This is a genomic window from Bdellovibrio sp. ZAP7, from assembly GCF_006874645.1.
Classification (GTDB): domain Bacteria; phylum Bdellovibrionota; class Bdellovibrionia; order Bdellovibrionales; family Bdellovibrionaceae; genus Bdellovibrio.
The window spans coordinates 2080600-2097850 of record NZ_CP030082.1 but is presented as its reverse complement, the minus strand read 5'-3'; the positions used below and the strand labels follow the sequence as shown (position 1 = coordinate 2097850).

Genomic DNA, 17251 nt, shown 5'->3' with positions numbered 1-17251 from the left:
GGGCCTAAAAAGAAGGCAACTGACTATCAGGTAATGTGAAGTGCTGCGTTATGGCATGTGGTCCAGCTGCTGACAAGAGCTTCGCGATTCCATACACTTGGGGTTCAAAATTAAAATGGAGTTGCGACATCGAACACCAAGACCATGGTCATAAGAACACCAATCTAGCAATGCTATCACTAGCTGCTTTGGGCATTGTCTTTGGGGATATCGGAACCAGCCCCTTGTACGCCTTGCGCGAATGTTTTGGGGGCGAGTACGGACTTGCCGTATCTCCGGAAAATGTCGTCGGAATTCTTTCTCTCATCGTGTGGACAATGATCACCACGATTTGCGTAAAGTACATGGCTTACGTCATGCGCGCAGACAATAAAGGTGAAGGTGGTATCTTATCTTTGATGGCGCTGGCAGTGCGCTCGCAACATACGAAAGACATCACCCATCGTCGTTGGATCATGACAATTCTGGGGCTTTTCGGCGCCGCACTATTGTATGGCGATGGTGTGATTACGCCGGCGATTTCGGTCTTGTCTGCGATGGAAGGTTTAAAGATCGTCACTGATCAGTTTGACCCTTTCATCATTCCGATCACGATTTTTATTATCAATGCTTTGTTCTTAATGCAGCGATATGGAACCGGGCGAATCGGTGTCATCTTTGGTCCCATCCTTTTACTGTGGTTTACAACGCTCGGTGTGTTAGGGATGAACAGTCTTTTGGACAATCCTTCAATTCTTGAAGCGATGTGGCCGCATCATGCGATTGAGTTTTTCTTTAGAAATGGTGTGCACGGTTTCTTGGTTTTGGGATCGGTTGTCCTGGTTGTAACCGGTGGTGAAGCTCTTTACGCCGATATGGGGCACTTCGGTAAGACACCGATTCGCATGGCGTGGTTTTTTGTTGCTTTGCCAGCTTTGCTTTTGAATTACTTTGGTCAGGGCGCTTTGCTTTTGACGAACTCCGATGCGATTTCAAATCCGTTTTACATGTTGGCGCCGAAGTGGGCGGTCATTCCTCTGGTTTGTTTAAGTACTACGTCGGCGGTGATTGCCTCTCAAGCTTTGATTTCCGGTGTGTTCTCTATCACGCGTCAGGCAATTCAATTGGGTTTCTGTCCACGTATCAACATCGTGCATACATCTTCGCAAGAGATCGGGCAGATTTATATTCCAGCGATCAACTGGTCATTGTTCGTGGGTGTTGTGTGGTTGGTTCTCACATTTAAAACTTCCAGCAACCTCGCTGCCGCTTATGGTATCGCAGTGACGGGTACGATGGTTATCACGACCATTCTGGCATACGAAGTCGCTCGCCAGAAATGGAATTGGAGTTTCTTTAAGGCTGCCGGAATTTTCGGTATTTTTGGAATCATCGATATCGCGTTCTTTGCGGCAAACTTCCACAAAATCCCCCATGGTGGCTGGGTGCCATTGGTGATTGGTGCGGTGATTTATCTGTTGATGACGACATGGCAAAAAGGCCGTCAGGTTTTATTCCGTCGTTTAAAAGACCGTTCAATGCCAACAGAAGATTTCATGTTGAAGCTTTTACGCGAGCCACCCATTCGTGTTCCAGGGACAGCGATTTACATGTCGGGAGATCCTTGGGGGGTGCCTGCGCCGTTGTTACATAATCTAAAACACAACAAAGTTCTGCATCAGCGGGTGGCGATCTTAACGATTCAAACGCGCGAGGTTCCTTTTGTTTCTAAGAAAGACAATATCTCGATTCAAGAAATCGTTCCAAATTTCTATCGTATCTTGGCTTATTACGGCTTTATGGAAACGCCTAAAATGAAGCACATCCTGGAAGCCTGCCGTAATAAAGACATCAACTTTAATGTAAACGAGACCACTTTCGTATTGGGTCGTGAAACGATCATTACAACGAAGGGGCCTGCGAAAGTTGACGAGCTTCATATGTCTCATTGGCGCGAACGTCTGTTTGCGGTGATGTCGAAAAATGCGCAACGTCCAACAGCGTTCTTCCGTATTCCACCGAATCAAGTGATCGAAGTGGGAATCCAGGTCGAGATTTAATTTTCCCGTAATTCGGCTGCCATAGTGTCTTTCATTGTTTGACCTGTGAGCAGCTGAGTGAGTTCAGCTTTTGCACGCAACCCATCTTCATAGCCAATCTCCATCAAAGTGTGCACATATTCTTTTTCAAACAAAAGGAAGCTAGAAAGTTCAGCTGATTCTTCCAGGCCACCTAATCCCCGCAAGAGATAGCGAATCATTCGTGGCAACTCATGCGCATGTCGAGAGGCGATCTCTGAAAAATCACGGGACGGAGAGATCCACAGAGTGTCTATATGTTTCACTGCCAGATATTTACGTTGCGAGCGCCCCAACTTTGATAAGGCCAGATTTATACGCTCAATTCTTTCGATATCAAATTCGATTCCATCGCTCATAAGAGCGTGAAGAAGCACACTCGCAACACGTGCCACACTGGGCATCTCTGTAGGTGCAACTTGACGAGGCCTGAAGCAAGTCTCCTCTCTGCATCTGACACCGATGGCAAGCAGGCGCTCGGCTCCCATGTAAATGGCGGGACCGCAAGGGCTGAAGTTCCGAATCGACCCATCCCCGAAATAGTTGGAACCCACCGCAATCGGCGGGAACAAAACCGGGATGGCGGCCGAGGCCATGACGTGATCTACGTTGAGTTCCGATCTCGCTGCTTGTCTTCTGACTCTTTCCCATAATGGTATCTCCGTAACACCTTGAATGAAGGTGACTGTTGATGAGGAGTGGAAATCCAATGCAGAAATTCCCACGCCCCGAATTAGACCTGAATCAATTTTCTTTTGAATATTTTCAAAGGGACAGTTTTTGGAAATAAGTTCGCGTAACGGTTTGGTGTTTAAAAGTGATTTTCCGGGAGTAGGTTTCATACCGCCGCTCGCTAAATCCATCATCCAATGCAAAGCCACTCCTGTCAGGGACACCGGATCAGATACAAAGACATCTTGGCTTTTCAGTCCTCCCCAAATTCCCTGCAAAGTTTTGCAAGCTTCGGTGAAGCTTCCGGGATGTGCTGTTAATGCGCAAACATTGATCGCGCCGGCACTGACGCCCGTGTAAATTTCAAAGGGATTGTTGATTGAAAGTTCTTTGCATATTTCTGCCACAGCCGCCAATACGCCGACCTGAAAGGCACCTCGTGCGCCTCCACCAGATAGAACCAGGCCTAAGTTCGACATAATACAAGACTCCTTTTGGACTTGTGGGGGAGATTGAACTTTGAGAAACTGTAAACGAAGACGAGGTCGAGATAAAAATTACGATTTTTATCCGCTCCATTGAAAGAGCAAATTGATCTCGCTAAGGGCGCCGACGGCGCCCTTCTTTTTCCGCCTAAGGAGATCGCGAGTTGCGATATGCTTCCTGTTCGGCCCGGCGTTGAGATTCCAAAAGTTCTGATAAATGCGTGCGACGATTTTTAACGGTGCGATCGATTTGATTTAAATAAGTCGCCAGGTGATGAAATAACTTTTCGGTTTGCGAGTCAGTTTCCAGTCGACCTTCCTCGCCCTTAATTTCTTCAATCAGTCTGTCTATTATAAAGAGAGCGGCGTTAAGATTAACGCCTACATCGTGCAGAAATTCGGTTTCTTCATACAGCTCGCGCTCAACCATAAAGCTCCCTTCAGAACACTTCCTGGCTGAATTATCCGGGCGAGAACGCGCCCGCTCAACATGTAGCATTACAGGAAAAGGCGCCTGCGGACTCGCGCGTTTTTTGGAATGCGGCGAATTATCATCTGATACTGCTGCGCGTGAATAATTTATAGCCCGCTACTGGAGTCAAAATGAGCTTAGTTTTAGTAACAAGTGTGAAAACGAACCTGCTTAATTTTTAGGCTTCAGTGCGTCTACTGCCCGTAAATATTAGGTTATTGTCAGGATTTGGTGTTGAAATAGGACCAAAGTGCTGGCACTTTCATTGCTTAATAAAAAATGACAGTCAAGTTGGCTCCATTTTGGGACCACTTGAAGTCAGCAGGTGAAATCGTAGTGAATGTGAAACGACAAGCACCTGCAAGCGACTTGAATAAGAATTAAGAAACCAAACTTACTTAAAAGTATTAACGATTAACAAAGTTCTAACAAAAAAGGGGACCACACAGGTGAAAAAACAAATTCTTTCATCACTTATTTTGGCAGGTTCTTTGGTAGTAGCAGTTTCTGCTCACGCTGAAGAAAAAAACCAAAGCGCAAACACAAGCACAGTTAAAGTAACTGACGTTCAAAAAAAGGACGAACAAACTAACGGTGACTTGGACAACGAAATCACGAACGCGAAAATGCGTGCGGATTCTGGTTCTAAATCTATCTGGTCTGTATCGACTTCATGGGCTTACAATGGTGGTAACCTTGAAAAACCATTTGGTGCTGAACGTCCTAACTACGCTGGGGAAGCGGGAACACAACCAGCGACAAACCTAGTTGGTTCTGTTGGTATCAACTATCGTTTGGATAAAAACTCTGCTTTGAATTTCTCTACAGGTCTTTCTTTGTACACTCCTTTCCAGAACAATTGGGAAGAGACATCAAACCAGAACGGTAACAGACAATTCTCTATCGCAACGCCATCATTAGGGTACTCTCGTTCATTCAGAGCTGCAGGTATCCAACAATCATTTAGCTCTAGCGCTTCTTACGCTACTGATGCTTACGATGTTGACACTTTGAAACTTTTGGGTGCTTTAAGCGTTGGTCATACATTGCTTTTCGAAATCCCGAACTCTAACTGGCAACCAGGTGTTTCTTTAGACGTCAGTTACAATGCCTATACTGAAGGCGCTGACGACATTGATACTATCCAAAACCGCGGAACTGATGTTCACGGTGGTGGTCGTACGGACTGGGTTCTTGGATTCTATCCATTCGTTGAGTACGCGTTCAACGACATGTTCTCTTTCAGAACTGTATTCCGTCCATTCATCTTCTCTCACTTCAGATCTGACGATGGTTCTGAGTGGTTGAGAAGCTTGTACACGCAATCAGTTGGTATCGGTATCGCGGTGACTCGTGACATCTACCTTTACCCGAACATGCAATTCGCACCTGAATACTTCACGGCTGATAAAACGAACGTAGGTATGTCAGCTACAATCAACGTATTCTAATCTTAGACTTACAGTTGAACTTAAAAAGGCAGCCCCTTAAAACGGCTGCCTTTTTTTATTTCCAGAGAGGCATGCTTTTCGGTTCATATAGGATCCTTAATAATTTAGCTGTTATGAGAATCCGGATTCGATATTTTCGGTGATCAATATTTCATTGATGCAATTTCCACCTCCGCTGCGGAAGTGGAAATTGCAGGATTGTCATAAAACATCAGCATCAGATGTTAAGGACGCGCGTTTTTGCAGAAACAAAAAAGTGCCGACCAGTTATAGCCCAAATAAAAAAAGGCTCCTTGCGGGAGCCTTCTAAGTTTTAAAGTTTTGCTGTTGAAGTCGCCGCTGTCTCTGGAAGAAGCGGAAGTGGATCGATCGGGCCGCGATTTTTGCGGATTTCAAAGTGCAGATGCACTCCCGTTGCGCGTCCAGTTCTTCCCATGGCACCAATCACCTCGCCTTTGCGAACTTTTTGGCCTTCAGAAACCAAGATCTTGTCGAAGTGAGCATACAATGTTGCCCAACCGTCGCCAGACTCGATTAGAACCATTTTTCCGTACCCTTTAAACTCACGACCTGCATAGATGATTGTACCGCCTTGGGCAGCCAATATAGGCGTTCCTTTAGGTGCGGCTAAATCGATACCCAAATGCGGGCGGCGTTTATTAGGTAAGAATCCACGAGTCATGCGGGCAGCATCCACCGGCCAATCAAACGACTTATCCTGTTGTTCAATGGTCATTGGTTGATCTGAAGCCACTCCACGTGATTGGGAGGAGCCGTTCATGATTTCTCGGGAAAGGGGTGTATGAAAAGTCGTACAAGAACCCAAAGTTCCTGTCGCAATAATGCATCCTGCAAAGTTAACTAGCTGTTTCCATCCTGGTGTCATAATTTGACTATAACGTACAAGGGCTCGTATCCAAAGGATTTTTTGCCCTAAAAAGGCATAAAAAATGACGCAAAATTACCAAATGTTAATTGCCCATTTTTCAGTCATTTCGCGCGGATAACCACAAAAGTCGATGACAGTTTTAGAGTACCACTCAAGCCTAAAGTCTGTATGAAAATGAGAGGCTTAGAAATAGAAAAGGCGCACTCGAAGCACGCCTTCATTCAATTTTCTCGAGGGAGAAGCAGAGCTAGTAGATTGGGAAGTGCTTACACATTTCTTTAACTTCTGCGTGCACTTTGTTTTTCACATCTGCGTTGTCAGCGTTGTTCAAAACCTGCGCAATCCATTGACCTATCTTCTTCATTTCTGAAGTTCCCATTCCACGAGTCGTCAAAGCAGGTGTTCCAATACGAATGCCACTTGTCACAAATGGAGAGCGTTTTTCATTCGGAACAGTGTTTTTATTCACAGTGATCCCGGCTTCATCCAAAGCAATTTCAGCAACTTTACCCGTGATCTCGCGGTCAGACAGATCAATCAACATCAAGTGATTGTCCGTACCGCCAGTCACAAGTTTGAAACCTTGAGACAAAAGTTCTTCAGACAAGGTTTTCGCATTCTGAATCACTTTGCCGCTATAGTCTTTGAATTCAGGTTTCAAAGCTTCACCAAATGCCACAGCTTTACCAGCGATCACATGCTCAAGCGGTCCACCCTGAATACCAGGGAAGATGCGAGAGTTCATGATCTTCGCTTTTTCTTCGGAGTTCGTAAGGATCATACCGCCACGAGGTCCACGCAAAGTTTTGTGAGTCGTCGTGGTAACATAATCAGCATATTCAGCGGGAGACGGGTGGTGGCCTGTAGCCACCAGTCCTGCAAAGTGCGCCATATCCACCAAAAGATCGGCTCCCACTTCCACAGCAATTTCTTTAAATTTAGCAAAATCCAAAACGCGCGGATACGCCGAGTACCCTGCGATGATCAAGCGAGGTTTTGTTTCTTTCGCTACTGAGCGAATTGTATCGTAATTGATACGACCTGTTTCCGGATCCAATTTGTAAGAAGCGGCTTTAAACAGCATACCAGAGAAATTCACTGGAGATCCGTGAGTCAAGTGACCACCATGAGACAAATCCATACCCAGGATCGTGTCGCCCGCTTTACAAGCGGCAAGGTAAACACCCATGTTAGCTTGTGAGCCAGAGTGCGGTTGAACGTTCGCAAAGTTCATTCCGAAAAGTTTTTTCGCACGTTCAATAGCAAGGGATTCAACCGTGTCGACATTCACGCAACCGCCGTAATAGCGTTTGCCTGGGTAGCCTTCCGCATATTTGTTTGTCAGGATAGAGCCTTGTGCTTCCATCACAGCTTTTGATGTGTAATTTTCAGAAGCGATCATCTCCAGACCGAACTGTTGACGTTCAGATTCTTTTTGAATCACCGCAAATACTTCGGGATCAACTTGGTTTAAAGTTAGAGACGTCGAATTCATATAAAAACTCCGATCAAAGGTTTTTCGGAATGTCGATTTTTGTCTGCGTTGCTCGTTGTCGACGTACAGCTAGTACGCCTTCCGCCTTGTAAAAATCGATATTACGAAAAACTGTTATGCGTAAGTATCACTTGAACAGATTTAATTTAAAAGTCTCAACAACCAGTGTCGGCAGCCAATTTGTCGACGCGTTTTTGATGGCGTCCACCTTCAAACTTGGTGCTTAAGAATGCCTTAACCATTTTGATTGCAAGGTCGGGTGCTGTAAATCGAGCGCTCAGAGTAATTACGTTGGCATTATTATGTTCACGCGAGAGGCGAGCGATATCTTCGTTCCAGCACAGGGCTGCGCGAATGTGTGGATAACGATTCGCACGAATCGCCATACCCTGACCGGAGCCACAAACCAAAACTCCCATGGCCGGTCCAAACGCGGGATCCGTGATTCCCGATTTTTGATTTAGGATTTCGATCTTCGTCAGTTCTTTGCAAACCTTATCCGCATAATCAGGATAATCGACAGAGTCGCCATTGAATGTGCCTTGATCTTTCCATTCAATTTCTGGAAATGCCGACATCACTTTAAGTTTCAAATCCAACCCAGCATGGTCGCAGCCGATATAAACAATCATGATAAATTCCTTGAAGTCGTACAAAGTAAAAAGCCCTGATTTCCCAGGGCTTTTAATTAGTTTTTAAATTTAGAGAAGATCATACAAGCATTTGTTCCACCAAAGCCGAAGCTGTTGTTCAGAACATTGTCGATCTTCGCCTCACGTGCTTTGTGAGGTACATAGTCTAGATCACAATCTTCACTTGGGTTATCCAAGTTCAAAGTTGGTGGAGCAATCTGATCGCGAATCGCCATCACACAGAAAGCAGATTCAATCGCACCAGCCGCACCCAACGCATGACCTGTCATAGATTTCGTGCTGGATACCATCACGTTTTTCGCATGATCACCCAAAAGGTGTTTGATCGCAGCTGTTTCCAAACCATCACCCACCGGAGTCGAAGTTCCGTGTGCATTGATGTATTGAATGTCTGTCGCTTTAAGACCGGAGTCTTTTAAAGCCATCGCCATTGCCGCATAACCACCAGCACCTTCAGGAGCTGGAGAAGTCATATGGTAGGCATCAGATGAAACGCCATAACCTGTGATCTCGCAAAGAATCTTAGCGCCGCGTTTTTCAGCGTGTTCCAAAGATTCAATAACTAACATCGCAGAACCTTCACCCAGAACAAAACCATCACGGTCTTTATCCCAAGGACGGCTGGCTTTTTCAGGAGCCTCGTTGCGAGTAGAAAGAGCTCTCATCGCAGCGAACCCACCCACCGCCAAACGGCAGATAGTCGCTTCTGCGCCACCAGCAAGCATCACGTCAGCAACTCCATCACGGATATAGCGAACGGCATCTCCGATAGAGTGAACACCTGATGCACAAGCCGATGTAACAGAATAATTTGGACCTTTAAGACCCAGGGCGATCGAAACCTGACCTGCAGCCAAGTTCGTGATTACGCTTGGGATAAAGAAAGGACTCACACGTCCTGGTCCTTTCTCTTTCATTTTGATGGAAGTCTCTTCCAGGTTTTGAAGCCCGCCGATACCCACACCAATGATCACTCCCGTTGTCGCTTTCTCTTTTTCAGAAAGCTCCAATTTCGCCATTTCAATCGCCATTTTTGAAGCGGCGATTGAATAGTGAATGAACTCATCCATCTTTTTCTGTTCTTTTTTCTCGATGTATTGATCAGCATTAAAGCCTTTCACTTCACCGGCAAAAGTCACATCGAAGCCTGTTGTATCAAATTTAGTGATCGGAGCTATGCCAGATACACCTTTTTTAGCATTAGACCAGCTCTCCTCAATGGTATTACCAAGGGGAGTAACAGCACCAACGCCTGTTACAACGACTCTTCTTTGTGAAATAGATGGGCGTTCAAATCGGGATGTCATAAAGACCTACGCTTTACCTTTTTTTTCTAGGTAAGAAGCAACGTCTTGAACAGTTTTAAGCTTTTCAGCATCTTCGTCTGGAATTTCAAGATCGAATTCTTCTTCCATAGCCATTACTAGCTCAACGATGTCCAAGCTGTCTGCACCAAGATCGTCGATGAAAGAAGCCTCAGGCTTAACTTTATCTGGATCTACGCCAAGTTGTTCTACGATGATGTCTTTAACTTTTGGATGCAATGCCATTTAATCCTCCTAGTACATTAATCCCATTAAGTATTAATCAAATTTATCAAAAACAATTTCATAACCTCACTTCAGTCGAGCTGAAAGTGGGTTTATTCCATATACATTCCGCCGTTCACGCTCAGAGTTTGTCCCGTGATGTATTTAGATTCATCACTTAACAAGAATCTCACAGCCTGAGCAACGTCAGTGCCTTCGCCAATTTTATTCAAAGGTACTTTTTCTAAAATCTTCGCTTTTACTTCTTCAGGCAACACGTCTGTCATTTCAGTAGCGATATAACCAGGTGCCACGTTGTTCACGCGCACATTTCTTGAAGCAAGTTCTAACGCCACAGATTTTGCGAATGCAACTGTACCAGCTTTAGAAGCTGCGTAGTTCGCTTGTCCTGCATTACCTGTTTGGCCAATAACTGAAGTGATATTAACGATAGAACCTTTGCGAGCTTTCATCATCGATTTAGTGAAAGCCTTTGTAACCAAGAAAGTACCGCGCAGATTTGTGGAAACAACAGAATCAAAATCTTCTGCTTTCATACGCAACAACAATTGATCTTTGGTGATACCAGCATTGTTAACAACACCATCAACATCTGACCATTTTTCAAGAATGTGCTCGACCGCTTCATTCACAGATTGTTCGTTAGCCACGTCCATCTTGATATAGAAGTGACCTTCACCTTTAAGAGTGTGAGCAACTTGTTGTGCGGATTCTTCGCGAGAAGAGTAAGTGAAAGCAATTTGAGCGCCTTCATCAGCAAGAAGTTTAACAATAGCAGCACCGATACCACGGCTGCCACCAGTGACGACAATTTTCTTACCTTGAAGTGAATTTCCGCTCATGAATATTTCCTTAAGTTCCAGCTTCGACAAGTGTCGAAGTGCCCTCGATGCCGCTTGAAAAACTAGGGTAAAAGCTCATCGATTTTTATGCGAGTCCACTGTGTCTGAACTCGAAATAAAGCTCAAGAAATTTCAATGACTCGTAGCTTTCAAAAAATCCTCAATAGTTTTGAGATCTTCCATGCTTGTTGTGGTCATTACTTTAAAGAATTCGCCATCAATTTTCTTTAGCAACCCTTGGATAACTTTTCCAGCACCACATTCAATCACTTGAGAGTGACCAGAGGCCTTTAAAGTGTCCATGCTTTGCATCCAGCGCACAGGAGCTGAAACTTGGCGGATCAGATTTTCACGAAGAATAGCGCCGTCAGTTTCAAACTTCGCATGGAAGTTTTGAACGATCGGGAATGCTGCGGTTTTAAACTCCATCGCGGTCAAAACTAAACGCATAGTGTCTTCGGCAGGTTTCATCATTTCGCAGTGGAATGGTGCGGACACAACCAAAGGAATCAGTTTCGCGCGTTTCGGTGCTTCAGCCCAGATAGCTTCCGGTTTAAAATTATCTTTCAACCAGTTGATTGCTTTCATGGAACCAGAAATAACGATCTGGCCAGGGGAGTTGAAGTTCGCTGGAGACAAGGGACCAAACCCAGAATTTTTAACTGTCCATTGGCAAAGGGTTTCAACTTGTTCGGGTTCAAGACCAAGAACTGCGACCATGCCACCTTGACCCACGGGAACTGCAGATTGCATTGCTTGTCCACGAGTGCGAACGGCTTGCATGCCTTGTTCAAAGCGCATCACGTCAGCTGCCACCAGTGCCGCATACTCACCAATGGAGTGACCAGCAGCAGATTGAACTTTCAATCCGAACTCAGAACGTAAAACTTTTTGAGTCGCCGTTGAAACCAACAGCAATGCCGGCTGAGTGTTTTCAGTCAAAGCAAGATCAGCTTCTGTGCCTTCGAAGCACAGTTTTTTCATGTCTTGTTTTAAAGCTTCAGAACCTTCTTCGAAAGTTTCTTGAGCAATTTTGAAGTTATCGAATAAAAAACGGCCCATGCCAGGTTGTTGGCTGCCTTGTCCGGGAAATACCAGAGTGAACATAATTTTAGTACCTCAAGAGAACGGAACCAGACGTCAAGCCTGCACCGAATGCAGTAAGCAAGATCGTTTGACCACGTTTGATTTTTCCATTTTGAACGGCCCAGTCAAAGGCCAACGGGATAGAAGCGGAAGAAGTATTACCTGTTTCGTGCAGATAAAGGATCACGCGCTCCATTGGGAATTTAAATTGATCTGCAACTGCCTCAACAATGCGTTTGTTCGCTTGATGCGGAACGATCCAGTCCACTTGATCAGCAGACATTTCATTCGCTTCCAAAGCCTCTTTACAGCAAAGAGCCATTGTACGAACTGCGTTCTTAAAGATCTCGCGACCTTTCATAGAAACGTAGTTCAGATTGTTGTCTAGAACATATTGAGATTGCGGCATCAAGCTTCCGCCACCTGGAAGTGTCAGAAGTTCTGCCAGATCGCCATCCGCATGCAAGTGCGTAGATGCGATCACATTTTTATCACCCTCAGCTGCACGGGAAAGAACCCAAGCACCAGCACCGTCACCGAAAAGGATGCAAGTTTCACGGTCTTTAAAGTTCACAAAGCGAGAAAGAACTTCTGCTCCAAGAACCAGAACGTTTTTGTACATACCTGTGCGAATGAATTGGTCAGCGATAGAAATTGAATAAAGGAAACCCGAGCAAGCGGCATTCAAATCGAAGGCCACGATATTGCGACAGCCTAGTTTACTTTGTACGTAACAAGCTGTGGAAGGCATCTGACGGTCACCGGTAACGGTGCCGACGATGATCATATCAATGTCTTGTGCGGTAAGATTTGCGTCTGCAAGAGCTCTTTGTGCGGCACGAAGGCAAAGGTCAGATGTGCCTTCACCCTCGGCTGCGATATGGCGGCGTTCGATCCCGGTGCGTTCAACGATCCATTGATTGGACGTTTCCACCATCTTCTCCAAATCGAAATTTGAAAGAATTTTTTCCGGTAGATAAGACCCAATCCCTGCTACACGAGATCGATAAATTCCTGCCATGGATATCAACCTAACTCTAAGTTATTACTTAGCTGCGCTGATTTGTTTGCCTTTGTAGTACAAAGCGCCGTCAGCACCTTTAGTTGCACGGTGTGGACGAACAAGTTCACCAGTTTTTTTGTTAACAGCTACTGCTGGAGCAGACAAACCGTCATGAGAGCGGCGCATATCGCGTTTAGAACGGGATGTTTTTTTCTTAGGAGTTGGCATTTCAAACCTCTTTTAAATCTAACAATATGGAATCAGAAGTACGGTAATTTATATAAACTACAATAAAAATCAAGTCTTTAATTAAGCTTTAAATTCTTTAAAGCGGCAAACGGGCTTTCCGGCTTTTCTACGGGCATTTCCTCATTATAGATAAAACCGTGTTCTGGCTCAGGATTTGTGTAAATTGAGCACTCAGGATTATCTTCTTTAGGGCATACCGGATTAAATGGCGTCCCTAGGGCAATCACTTCATGCAGGTATTCACCCATATCGAAATGTTGGCCTTCGTATTCGCAGAAATCTGTTTCACCTTCTGGAATATCGCTAACATGGTTAACTTTCGCGTATTTGCCACCACGGGGCTGATCTTGTTTAGGGATCAGGATTTCGTGGAATTTCTCTGTCATGTGTAATTTCATGTCATTGCCGCAGCGAGAGCACTGGCAAGGCTGGTCCGTGACGATTTTGCCAGTCATATCAAAGTCTTTGGAGTTCAAGGGACGGATCGTGAATTCCGCTTTATAGGCTTCTTTAGCGATTAAATCGGCCAAAACGGCGTTAATTTCACCGGTTTGGTTCGTCCAAACATAGGTGCGGCCATCTTCAGGAATTTCAGCAAGATTGATTTTCATAATAAGTACTCCGGCAAGCGCTCCTTTCTAATTTAGATGGAACGCTTGGTCAAGAATAGAATGAGCAGAGTGGAGTCCTTTTACGGTCTAAACAGGTCTTTTGCTGCAGGAGTGGACTTAATCTGCTTTAGTTCCTTCATCTGTTTTACCAGAGTTTCCCAGCGTTCCGTGGTCATCGCCCCCAGAACTTGTCCTTTGACCTCAATTAAAGGCTGCTGAATCTGAGCTGCCTTATTGAAAGTCTCTAAATCCAAAGCTTTATTCATCTTAGCCATGACCTGATTGGTTTTAGCGGGATCCTTCAGATAGCCGACCCAACCTTCGCGAGTGGCTTCAACCATCTTTTTCACCAATTCCGGGTTTTTCTTAATAGTCTCTTCGCGAGCGGCAAGAACTACGACGTAAGGATTAAATCCTTCATCAGAAACCAGGAAACTTTTTACTTTTGCGCCGCCTTTTTCTGCTGCCAAAGGTTCCGTCGTGATGAAGCCTTGCTGTGAAAACTTCTTGTCGCTCAAGAAATTAGAAACTCCCCCAAGATACGGAACAACTGTCGCTTTGGGTTTACCAAACTTCTGGACCAGATATTGATGATAGGGGAGGCCCGCCTGAACCGCTAACGTGCCTTCGCTGCCGTAGACGTCTTTCAAAGATTTAAAATCATTCTCAGCATGAGTCATGATTATATATGGAGCCGTTTGATAAACCGCGAATAATCCCACGACTTTGTTTTTTGGATTGCGATCCTGCGAGATCACGATTTCATCTGCGCTCACGATCGCGAAATCAACTTTACCATTTGCCAGCATTTGCACTGTCGGTGTTCCGGAACCACCTTCCTGGATGGAAATACTGATTCCATGCTTCATGTAAATTCGCTGCGTGGCCGCTTCATAAAAGCCACCGAATTCAGGTTCTGGTTTCCAGTTTAAAGCGAGTGTCACCTCCGCCGCGGCTGTTTCCTTTTTTTCAGCGGCAAACGATATAGCTCCCCAGAAAAAAAGCGAGGTCAAAAGAAGTGTTTTCATAAATCTCCTGTGGAATACGGACGGTATTTTTGCAGCAAACGATGAGTTAAAGTCAAAGCACCGATCATTAATAAGCCCATCAAAGATAGTAAAATCAAAGCGCCAAAGACGATATCAACCCTTTGTTGAGTTCTGGCAGCATCAATCATCGCTCCCAAACCTCCACCAGCCACAAATTCTCCGGCGATCGCCCCGATAATGGAAAGACCGGCGGAAATTTTTAAGCCTGAATAGATATAGGAATAAGCCGCGGGGAGTTTCAGTTTCCATAAAACCTGCCAAGCATTCGCATGATAGATCTTAAACAGGTCCAGTTGCGCCGGTTGAACGCTTTCAAGTCCCATTAAAGTATTTGCGATGATTGGAAAGATCGAAACGATAAAACTTGAGGCGATCACTGTGGGCGCGCCAAAGCCGAAATAGATCACTAAAAGCGGAGCCACCGCAATGATCGGTACGGTCTGAAAAAACACCGCAAATGGCAAAATAGCGCGTTTCAGTAAGTGAGATAGAGAAAACATCACAGCCAGTGCAGTTCCAAAGAAAATACTTAAGATCCAACCTGTCAGGGTGTTTTTTAAAGTCTGCAAAAACGATGTAACATAATCAAGATTCATCTCAATCAAAGTTTTTACGACAGTTTCCGGTGAAGGCAGTAAACTTTCGGCAATAATGTTTTGCTTTACTAAAACTTGCAAAATGCAGGTCACTAAAAGAAAAAATCCAAGGGCTGGCAGCATTCGTTTCATCGTTTCAATCCTTCAGACAGTGTGCGGATGATGCGATTGAATTCTGGAGAAGTCCGTAATTCGTCATTGCGCTCTTTTGGCAGATCTAATTTCTGATCCAGACCAATGTCGCCACCAACTGCATTCATCAAAACCACTCGTTCAGACATAAAAACGGCTTCAGACAGGGAATGTGTCACGAATAAAACCGTGATGCCTTCTTGTTGCCATAGGTTTCTTAATTGAATTTGCATTTGATAGCGGGTGAATTCATCCAACGCTGCGAACGGCTCATCCATTAAAAGCAATTGAGGCTTGGTGACCAGTGCGCGGGCTATTGAAACTCTCATCTTCATACCGCCAGACAACTGATGGGGAAATAGATTTTCACTGTCTTGAAGATTCACTTTGCTTAAAGCTTCCAAAGCGCGGGATTTGATTTCATTTTTTGAAATCGCTTTAAGTTCTGGACTGATCTCAAATGGAAGAGCGACATTTTCAAAAACGGTTTTCCAAGGCAGCAGATTTGCGTCTTGAAATACAAAACCGAAATGATTCGCCTGGGTGTTTTGTACATCTCCTGATGTCGCAGAGTCAAGACCCGCAATCAATCTTAAGACGGTGGATTTTCCGCAGCCGGAGGGGCCGACCAAAGAAATAAAAGACCCCGCAGGAATCTGCAGATTGAAATTCTTCAGAACCTCTTTCAGGCCGAAGCTTTTCTTTAGATTTTGAAGCTGAATCCCTGCAAACGCTGACATTTTAAACCCAGTCGTAATTAAAACTGATGCTGATGCGTTCTTTGGCAGAATCATTTGCTGGCACCTCATGGCGAAGCCAGCTTTCAAACAACACCAGATTGCCTTCCTGAGGTTCAACCGAGTGATAGCGTTGGTTATGAGTCTTTGCATTGTGTTTGCGTGGCGGAGACGCCATGAACGAATCCATACGGGGATCTTCAAATTTAATCGCAGAGCAATTTTTCGGTGTTTGCAAATAATAAGTCCCGCTAATAACAGACAGCGGGTGAAGGTGCATGGTGTGAATCACCGAGGTCGGCATGATATTCACCCAGCACGAACTCATTTTAAGTTCTTTGGGATTAATATCCATCTCCAGATGCTTCACGAATTTATAAACGTGTTTATTGATGGCTTTTTCCAGATCGCCAAAGGTGCTGGAAAATTGATGCAGCTGAGACATTGACCCATAGGATGTGTATCCACCCTTATAGTTTTTCTGCGACCAAGCCTGACCCTCTTCATCGATTTCCGCGATTTTATAGGCTTCTTGTTTCAGGTCCTTATTGAGAGCCGCCATTTTGGCTTTCTCTTGAAGTGGGGAATAGTAAACAAACGTAGGAAAGAGGGCTTTGATCATTAATTCCTGTCCAGTTCTGTCCAATATTGAGACGAAATTCCTGTCTAATATTGGGACTTTAGGCTGAAAACGCACCCAGTGCAAGACGCCGTGTTCATTTCTTTTACAGGCGCCGCGCGCGGAAGGTCACACCCCTGGGCCAAGTCTATTTTAAGGCCGCTCCAGTTGGCACCGCCGATGCAATAGTGATTGGTATAACCAAGGAGTGAATTATGAAGAAGCAAGTAATGATCGCAATGATGACTTTGATCCCAATGACTTCTTTCGCAAAAGTTGCTGATTTCGGTTCAATGATCTCTGAAAATGCAGCAGCTCAAAAACAGCTTCACGAATCAGTTCGCGGCAATCTTCAAGAAACTCGCGAAATCGCTGCTAAGCCTGAAGCTAGAGAGAAAATCGTTATCGTAGAAGCATCTGGCACTTCTTATAATTCACCAACGAACAAAGATTTCATGCGTTTCGCTAAAGAAAAATCTGCAGCGCAACCAGCTCAAGACAAGCAATTCGACCGTCTTGCGAATGAAATCCGCTCAATGGATCAATAGTTTTAAATAAAATTTCCCCAACCCCTAATTGTGCACTCCTTAAGGCGCTGGTTCC

The 17251-nt window shown here is 44.9% G+C and carries 19 protein-coding genes; 3 read left to right on the top strand and 16 right to left on the bottom strand.

What is annotated here, in order from left to right; all coding sequences use genetic code 11:
• The first annotated feature begins 170 nt into the window (after positions 1-170).
• On the top strand, positions 171-2039 hold the full coding sequence (locus DOM22_RS10160) for a potassium transporter Kup (RefSeq protein WP_142702185.1): 1869 nt from the start codon (positions 171-173) through the stop codon (positions 2037-2039).
• Here DOM22_RS10160 and DOM22_RS10155 read toward each other — a convergent pair.
• Both DOM22_RS10155 and DOM22_RS10150 read right to left on the bottom strand, forming a co-directional pair.
• Positions 2036-3208, bottom strand: a complete 1173-nt coding sequence (locus DOM22_RS10155; protein WP_142700242.1) for a patatin-like phospholipase family protein — start codon at positions 3206-3208, stop codon at positions 2036-2038. The genes DOM22_RS10160 and DOM22_RS10155 overlap by 4 nt on opposite strands.
• Positions 3209-3362: 154 nt before the next feature.
• Positions 3363-3644 carry a hypothetical protein gene (locus DOM22_RS10150; RefSeq protein ID WP_142700241.1) on the bottom strand — a complete coding sequence of 94 codons (282 nt, stop codon included), beginning with the start codon at positions 3642-3644 and terminating at the stop codon, positions 3363-3365.
• A 491-nt stretch (positions 3645-4135) separates the two neighbouring features.
• Between DOM22_RS10150 and DOM22_RS10145 the strand changes: the two genes are divergently transcribed.
• The gene (locus DOM22_RS10145; protein ID WP_142700240.1) at positions 4136-5137 is read left to right on the top strand and encodes a hypothetical protein; all 1002 of its coding nucleotides are present in this window, start codon (positions 4136-4138) and stop codon (positions 5135-5137) included.
• A 313-nt stretch (positions 5138-5450) separates the two neighbouring features.
• Here DOM22_RS10145 and DOM22_RS10140 read toward each other — a convergent pair whose 3' ends face one another.
• The 14 genes from DOM22_RS10140 to DOM22_RS10075 form a co-directional block, all read right to left on the bottom strand.
• On the bottom strand, positions 5451-6023 hold the full coding sequence (locus DOM22_RS10140) for a M23 family metallopeptidase (protein WP_142700239.1): 573 nt from the start codon (positions 6021-6023) through the stop codon (positions 5451-5453).
• 250 nt (positions 6024-6273) lie between these two features.
• Complete coding sequence (gene glyA / locus DOM22_RS10135; protein ID WP_142700238.1) at positions 6274-7521, bottom strand: serine hydroxymethyltransferase; 1248 nt, start codon at positions 7519-7521, stop codon at positions 6274-6276.
• 155 nt (positions 7522-7676) lie between these two features.
• Entirely contained in the window at positions 7677-8153 is a 477-nt protein-coding gene (locus DOM22_RS10130; protein ID WP_142700237.1) for an RpiB/LacA/LacB family sugar-phosphate isomerase, read from the bottom strand.
• Between the two features lie 56 nt (positions 8154-8209).
• The gene (fabF, locus tag DOM22_RS10125; RefSeq protein ID WP_142700236.1) at positions 8210-9481 is read right to left on the bottom strand and encodes a beta-ketoacyl-ACP synthase II; all 1272 of its coding nucleotides are present in this window, start codon (positions 9479-9481) and stop codon (positions 8210-8212) included.
• Between the two features lie 6 nt (positions 9482-9487).
• Positions 9488-9724, bottom strand: coding sequence for an acyl carrier protein (acpP, locus tag DOM22_RS10120; RefSeq protein ID WP_142700235.1), 237 nt, complete (start codon positions 9722-9724; stop codon positions 9488-9490).
• A 92-nt stretch (positions 9725-9816) separates the two neighbouring features.
• A complete protein-coding gene (gene fabG / locus DOM22_RS10115) occupies positions 9817-10566 on the bottom strand; it encodes a 3-oxoacyl-[acyl-carrier-protein] reductase (protein WP_142700234.1) in 750 nt (249 codons plus the stop codon).
• A gap of 132 nt (positions 10567-10698) precedes the next feature.
• A complete protein-coding gene (gene fabD, locus DOM22_RS10110; protein WP_142700233.1) occupies positions 10699-11673 on the bottom strand; it encodes an ACP S-malonyltransferase in 975 nt (324 codons plus the stop codon).
• 4 nt (positions 11674-11677) lie between these two features.
• Positions 11678-12673, bottom strand: a complete 996-nt coding sequence (locus DOM22_RS10105; RefSeq protein WP_142700232.1) for a beta-ketoacyl-ACP synthase III — start codon at positions 12671-12673, stop codon at positions 11678-11680.
• Between the two features lie 24 nt (positions 12674-12697).
• Positions 12698-12883, bottom strand: a complete 186-nt coding sequence (rpmF, locus tag DOM22_RS10100) for a 50S ribosomal protein L32 (protein WP_142700231.1) — start codon at positions 12881-12883, stop codon at positions 12698-12700.
• Positions 12884-12960: 77 nt separating this feature from the next.
• Entirely contained in the window at positions 12961-13515 is a 555-nt protein-coding gene (locus tag DOM22_RS10095; RefSeq protein WP_142700230.1) for a DUF177 domain-containing protein, read from the bottom strand.
• 80 nt (positions 13516-13595) lie between these two features.
• Entirely contained in the window at positions 13596-14543 is a 948-nt protein-coding gene (locus DOM22_RS10090) for an ABC transporter substrate-binding protein (RefSeq protein WP_142700229.1), read from the bottom strand.
• Positions 14540-15292, bottom strand: coding sequence for an ABC transporter permease (locus DOM22_RS10085; protein ID WP_142700228.1), 753 nt, complete (start codon positions 15290-15292; stop codon positions 14540-14542). The genes DOM22_RS10090 and DOM22_RS10085 overlap by 4 nt, the downstream gene beginning before the upstream one ends.
• Positions 15289-16032 (bottom strand): ABC transporter ATP-binding protein, encoded by a 744-nt coding sequence (locus DOM22_RS10080; RefSeq protein ID WP_246845572.1) that lies wholly within the window; start codon positions 16030-16032, stop codon positions 15289-15291. The genes DOM22_RS10085 and DOM22_RS10080 overlap by 4 nt, the downstream gene beginning before the upstream one ends.
• A 1-nt stretch (position 16033) precedes the next feature.
• Positions 16034-16591, bottom strand: coding sequence for a 2OG-Fe(II) oxygenase family protein (locus tag DOM22_RS10075; RefSeq protein WP_246845570.1), 558 nt, complete (start codon positions 16589-16591; stop codon positions 16034-16036).
• A 272-nt stretch (positions 16592-16863) separates the two neighbouring features.
• Here DOM22_RS10075 and DOM22_RS10070 point away from each other — a divergent pair, with 272 nt between their 5' ends.
• Positions 16864-17196: a hypothetical protein gene (locus DOM22_RS10070; RefSeq protein ID WP_142700226.1), complete on the top strand. Its 333-nt coding sequence runs from the start codon at positions 16864-16866 to the stop codon at positions 17194-17196.
• Positions 17197-17251: the final 55 nt, after the last annotated feature.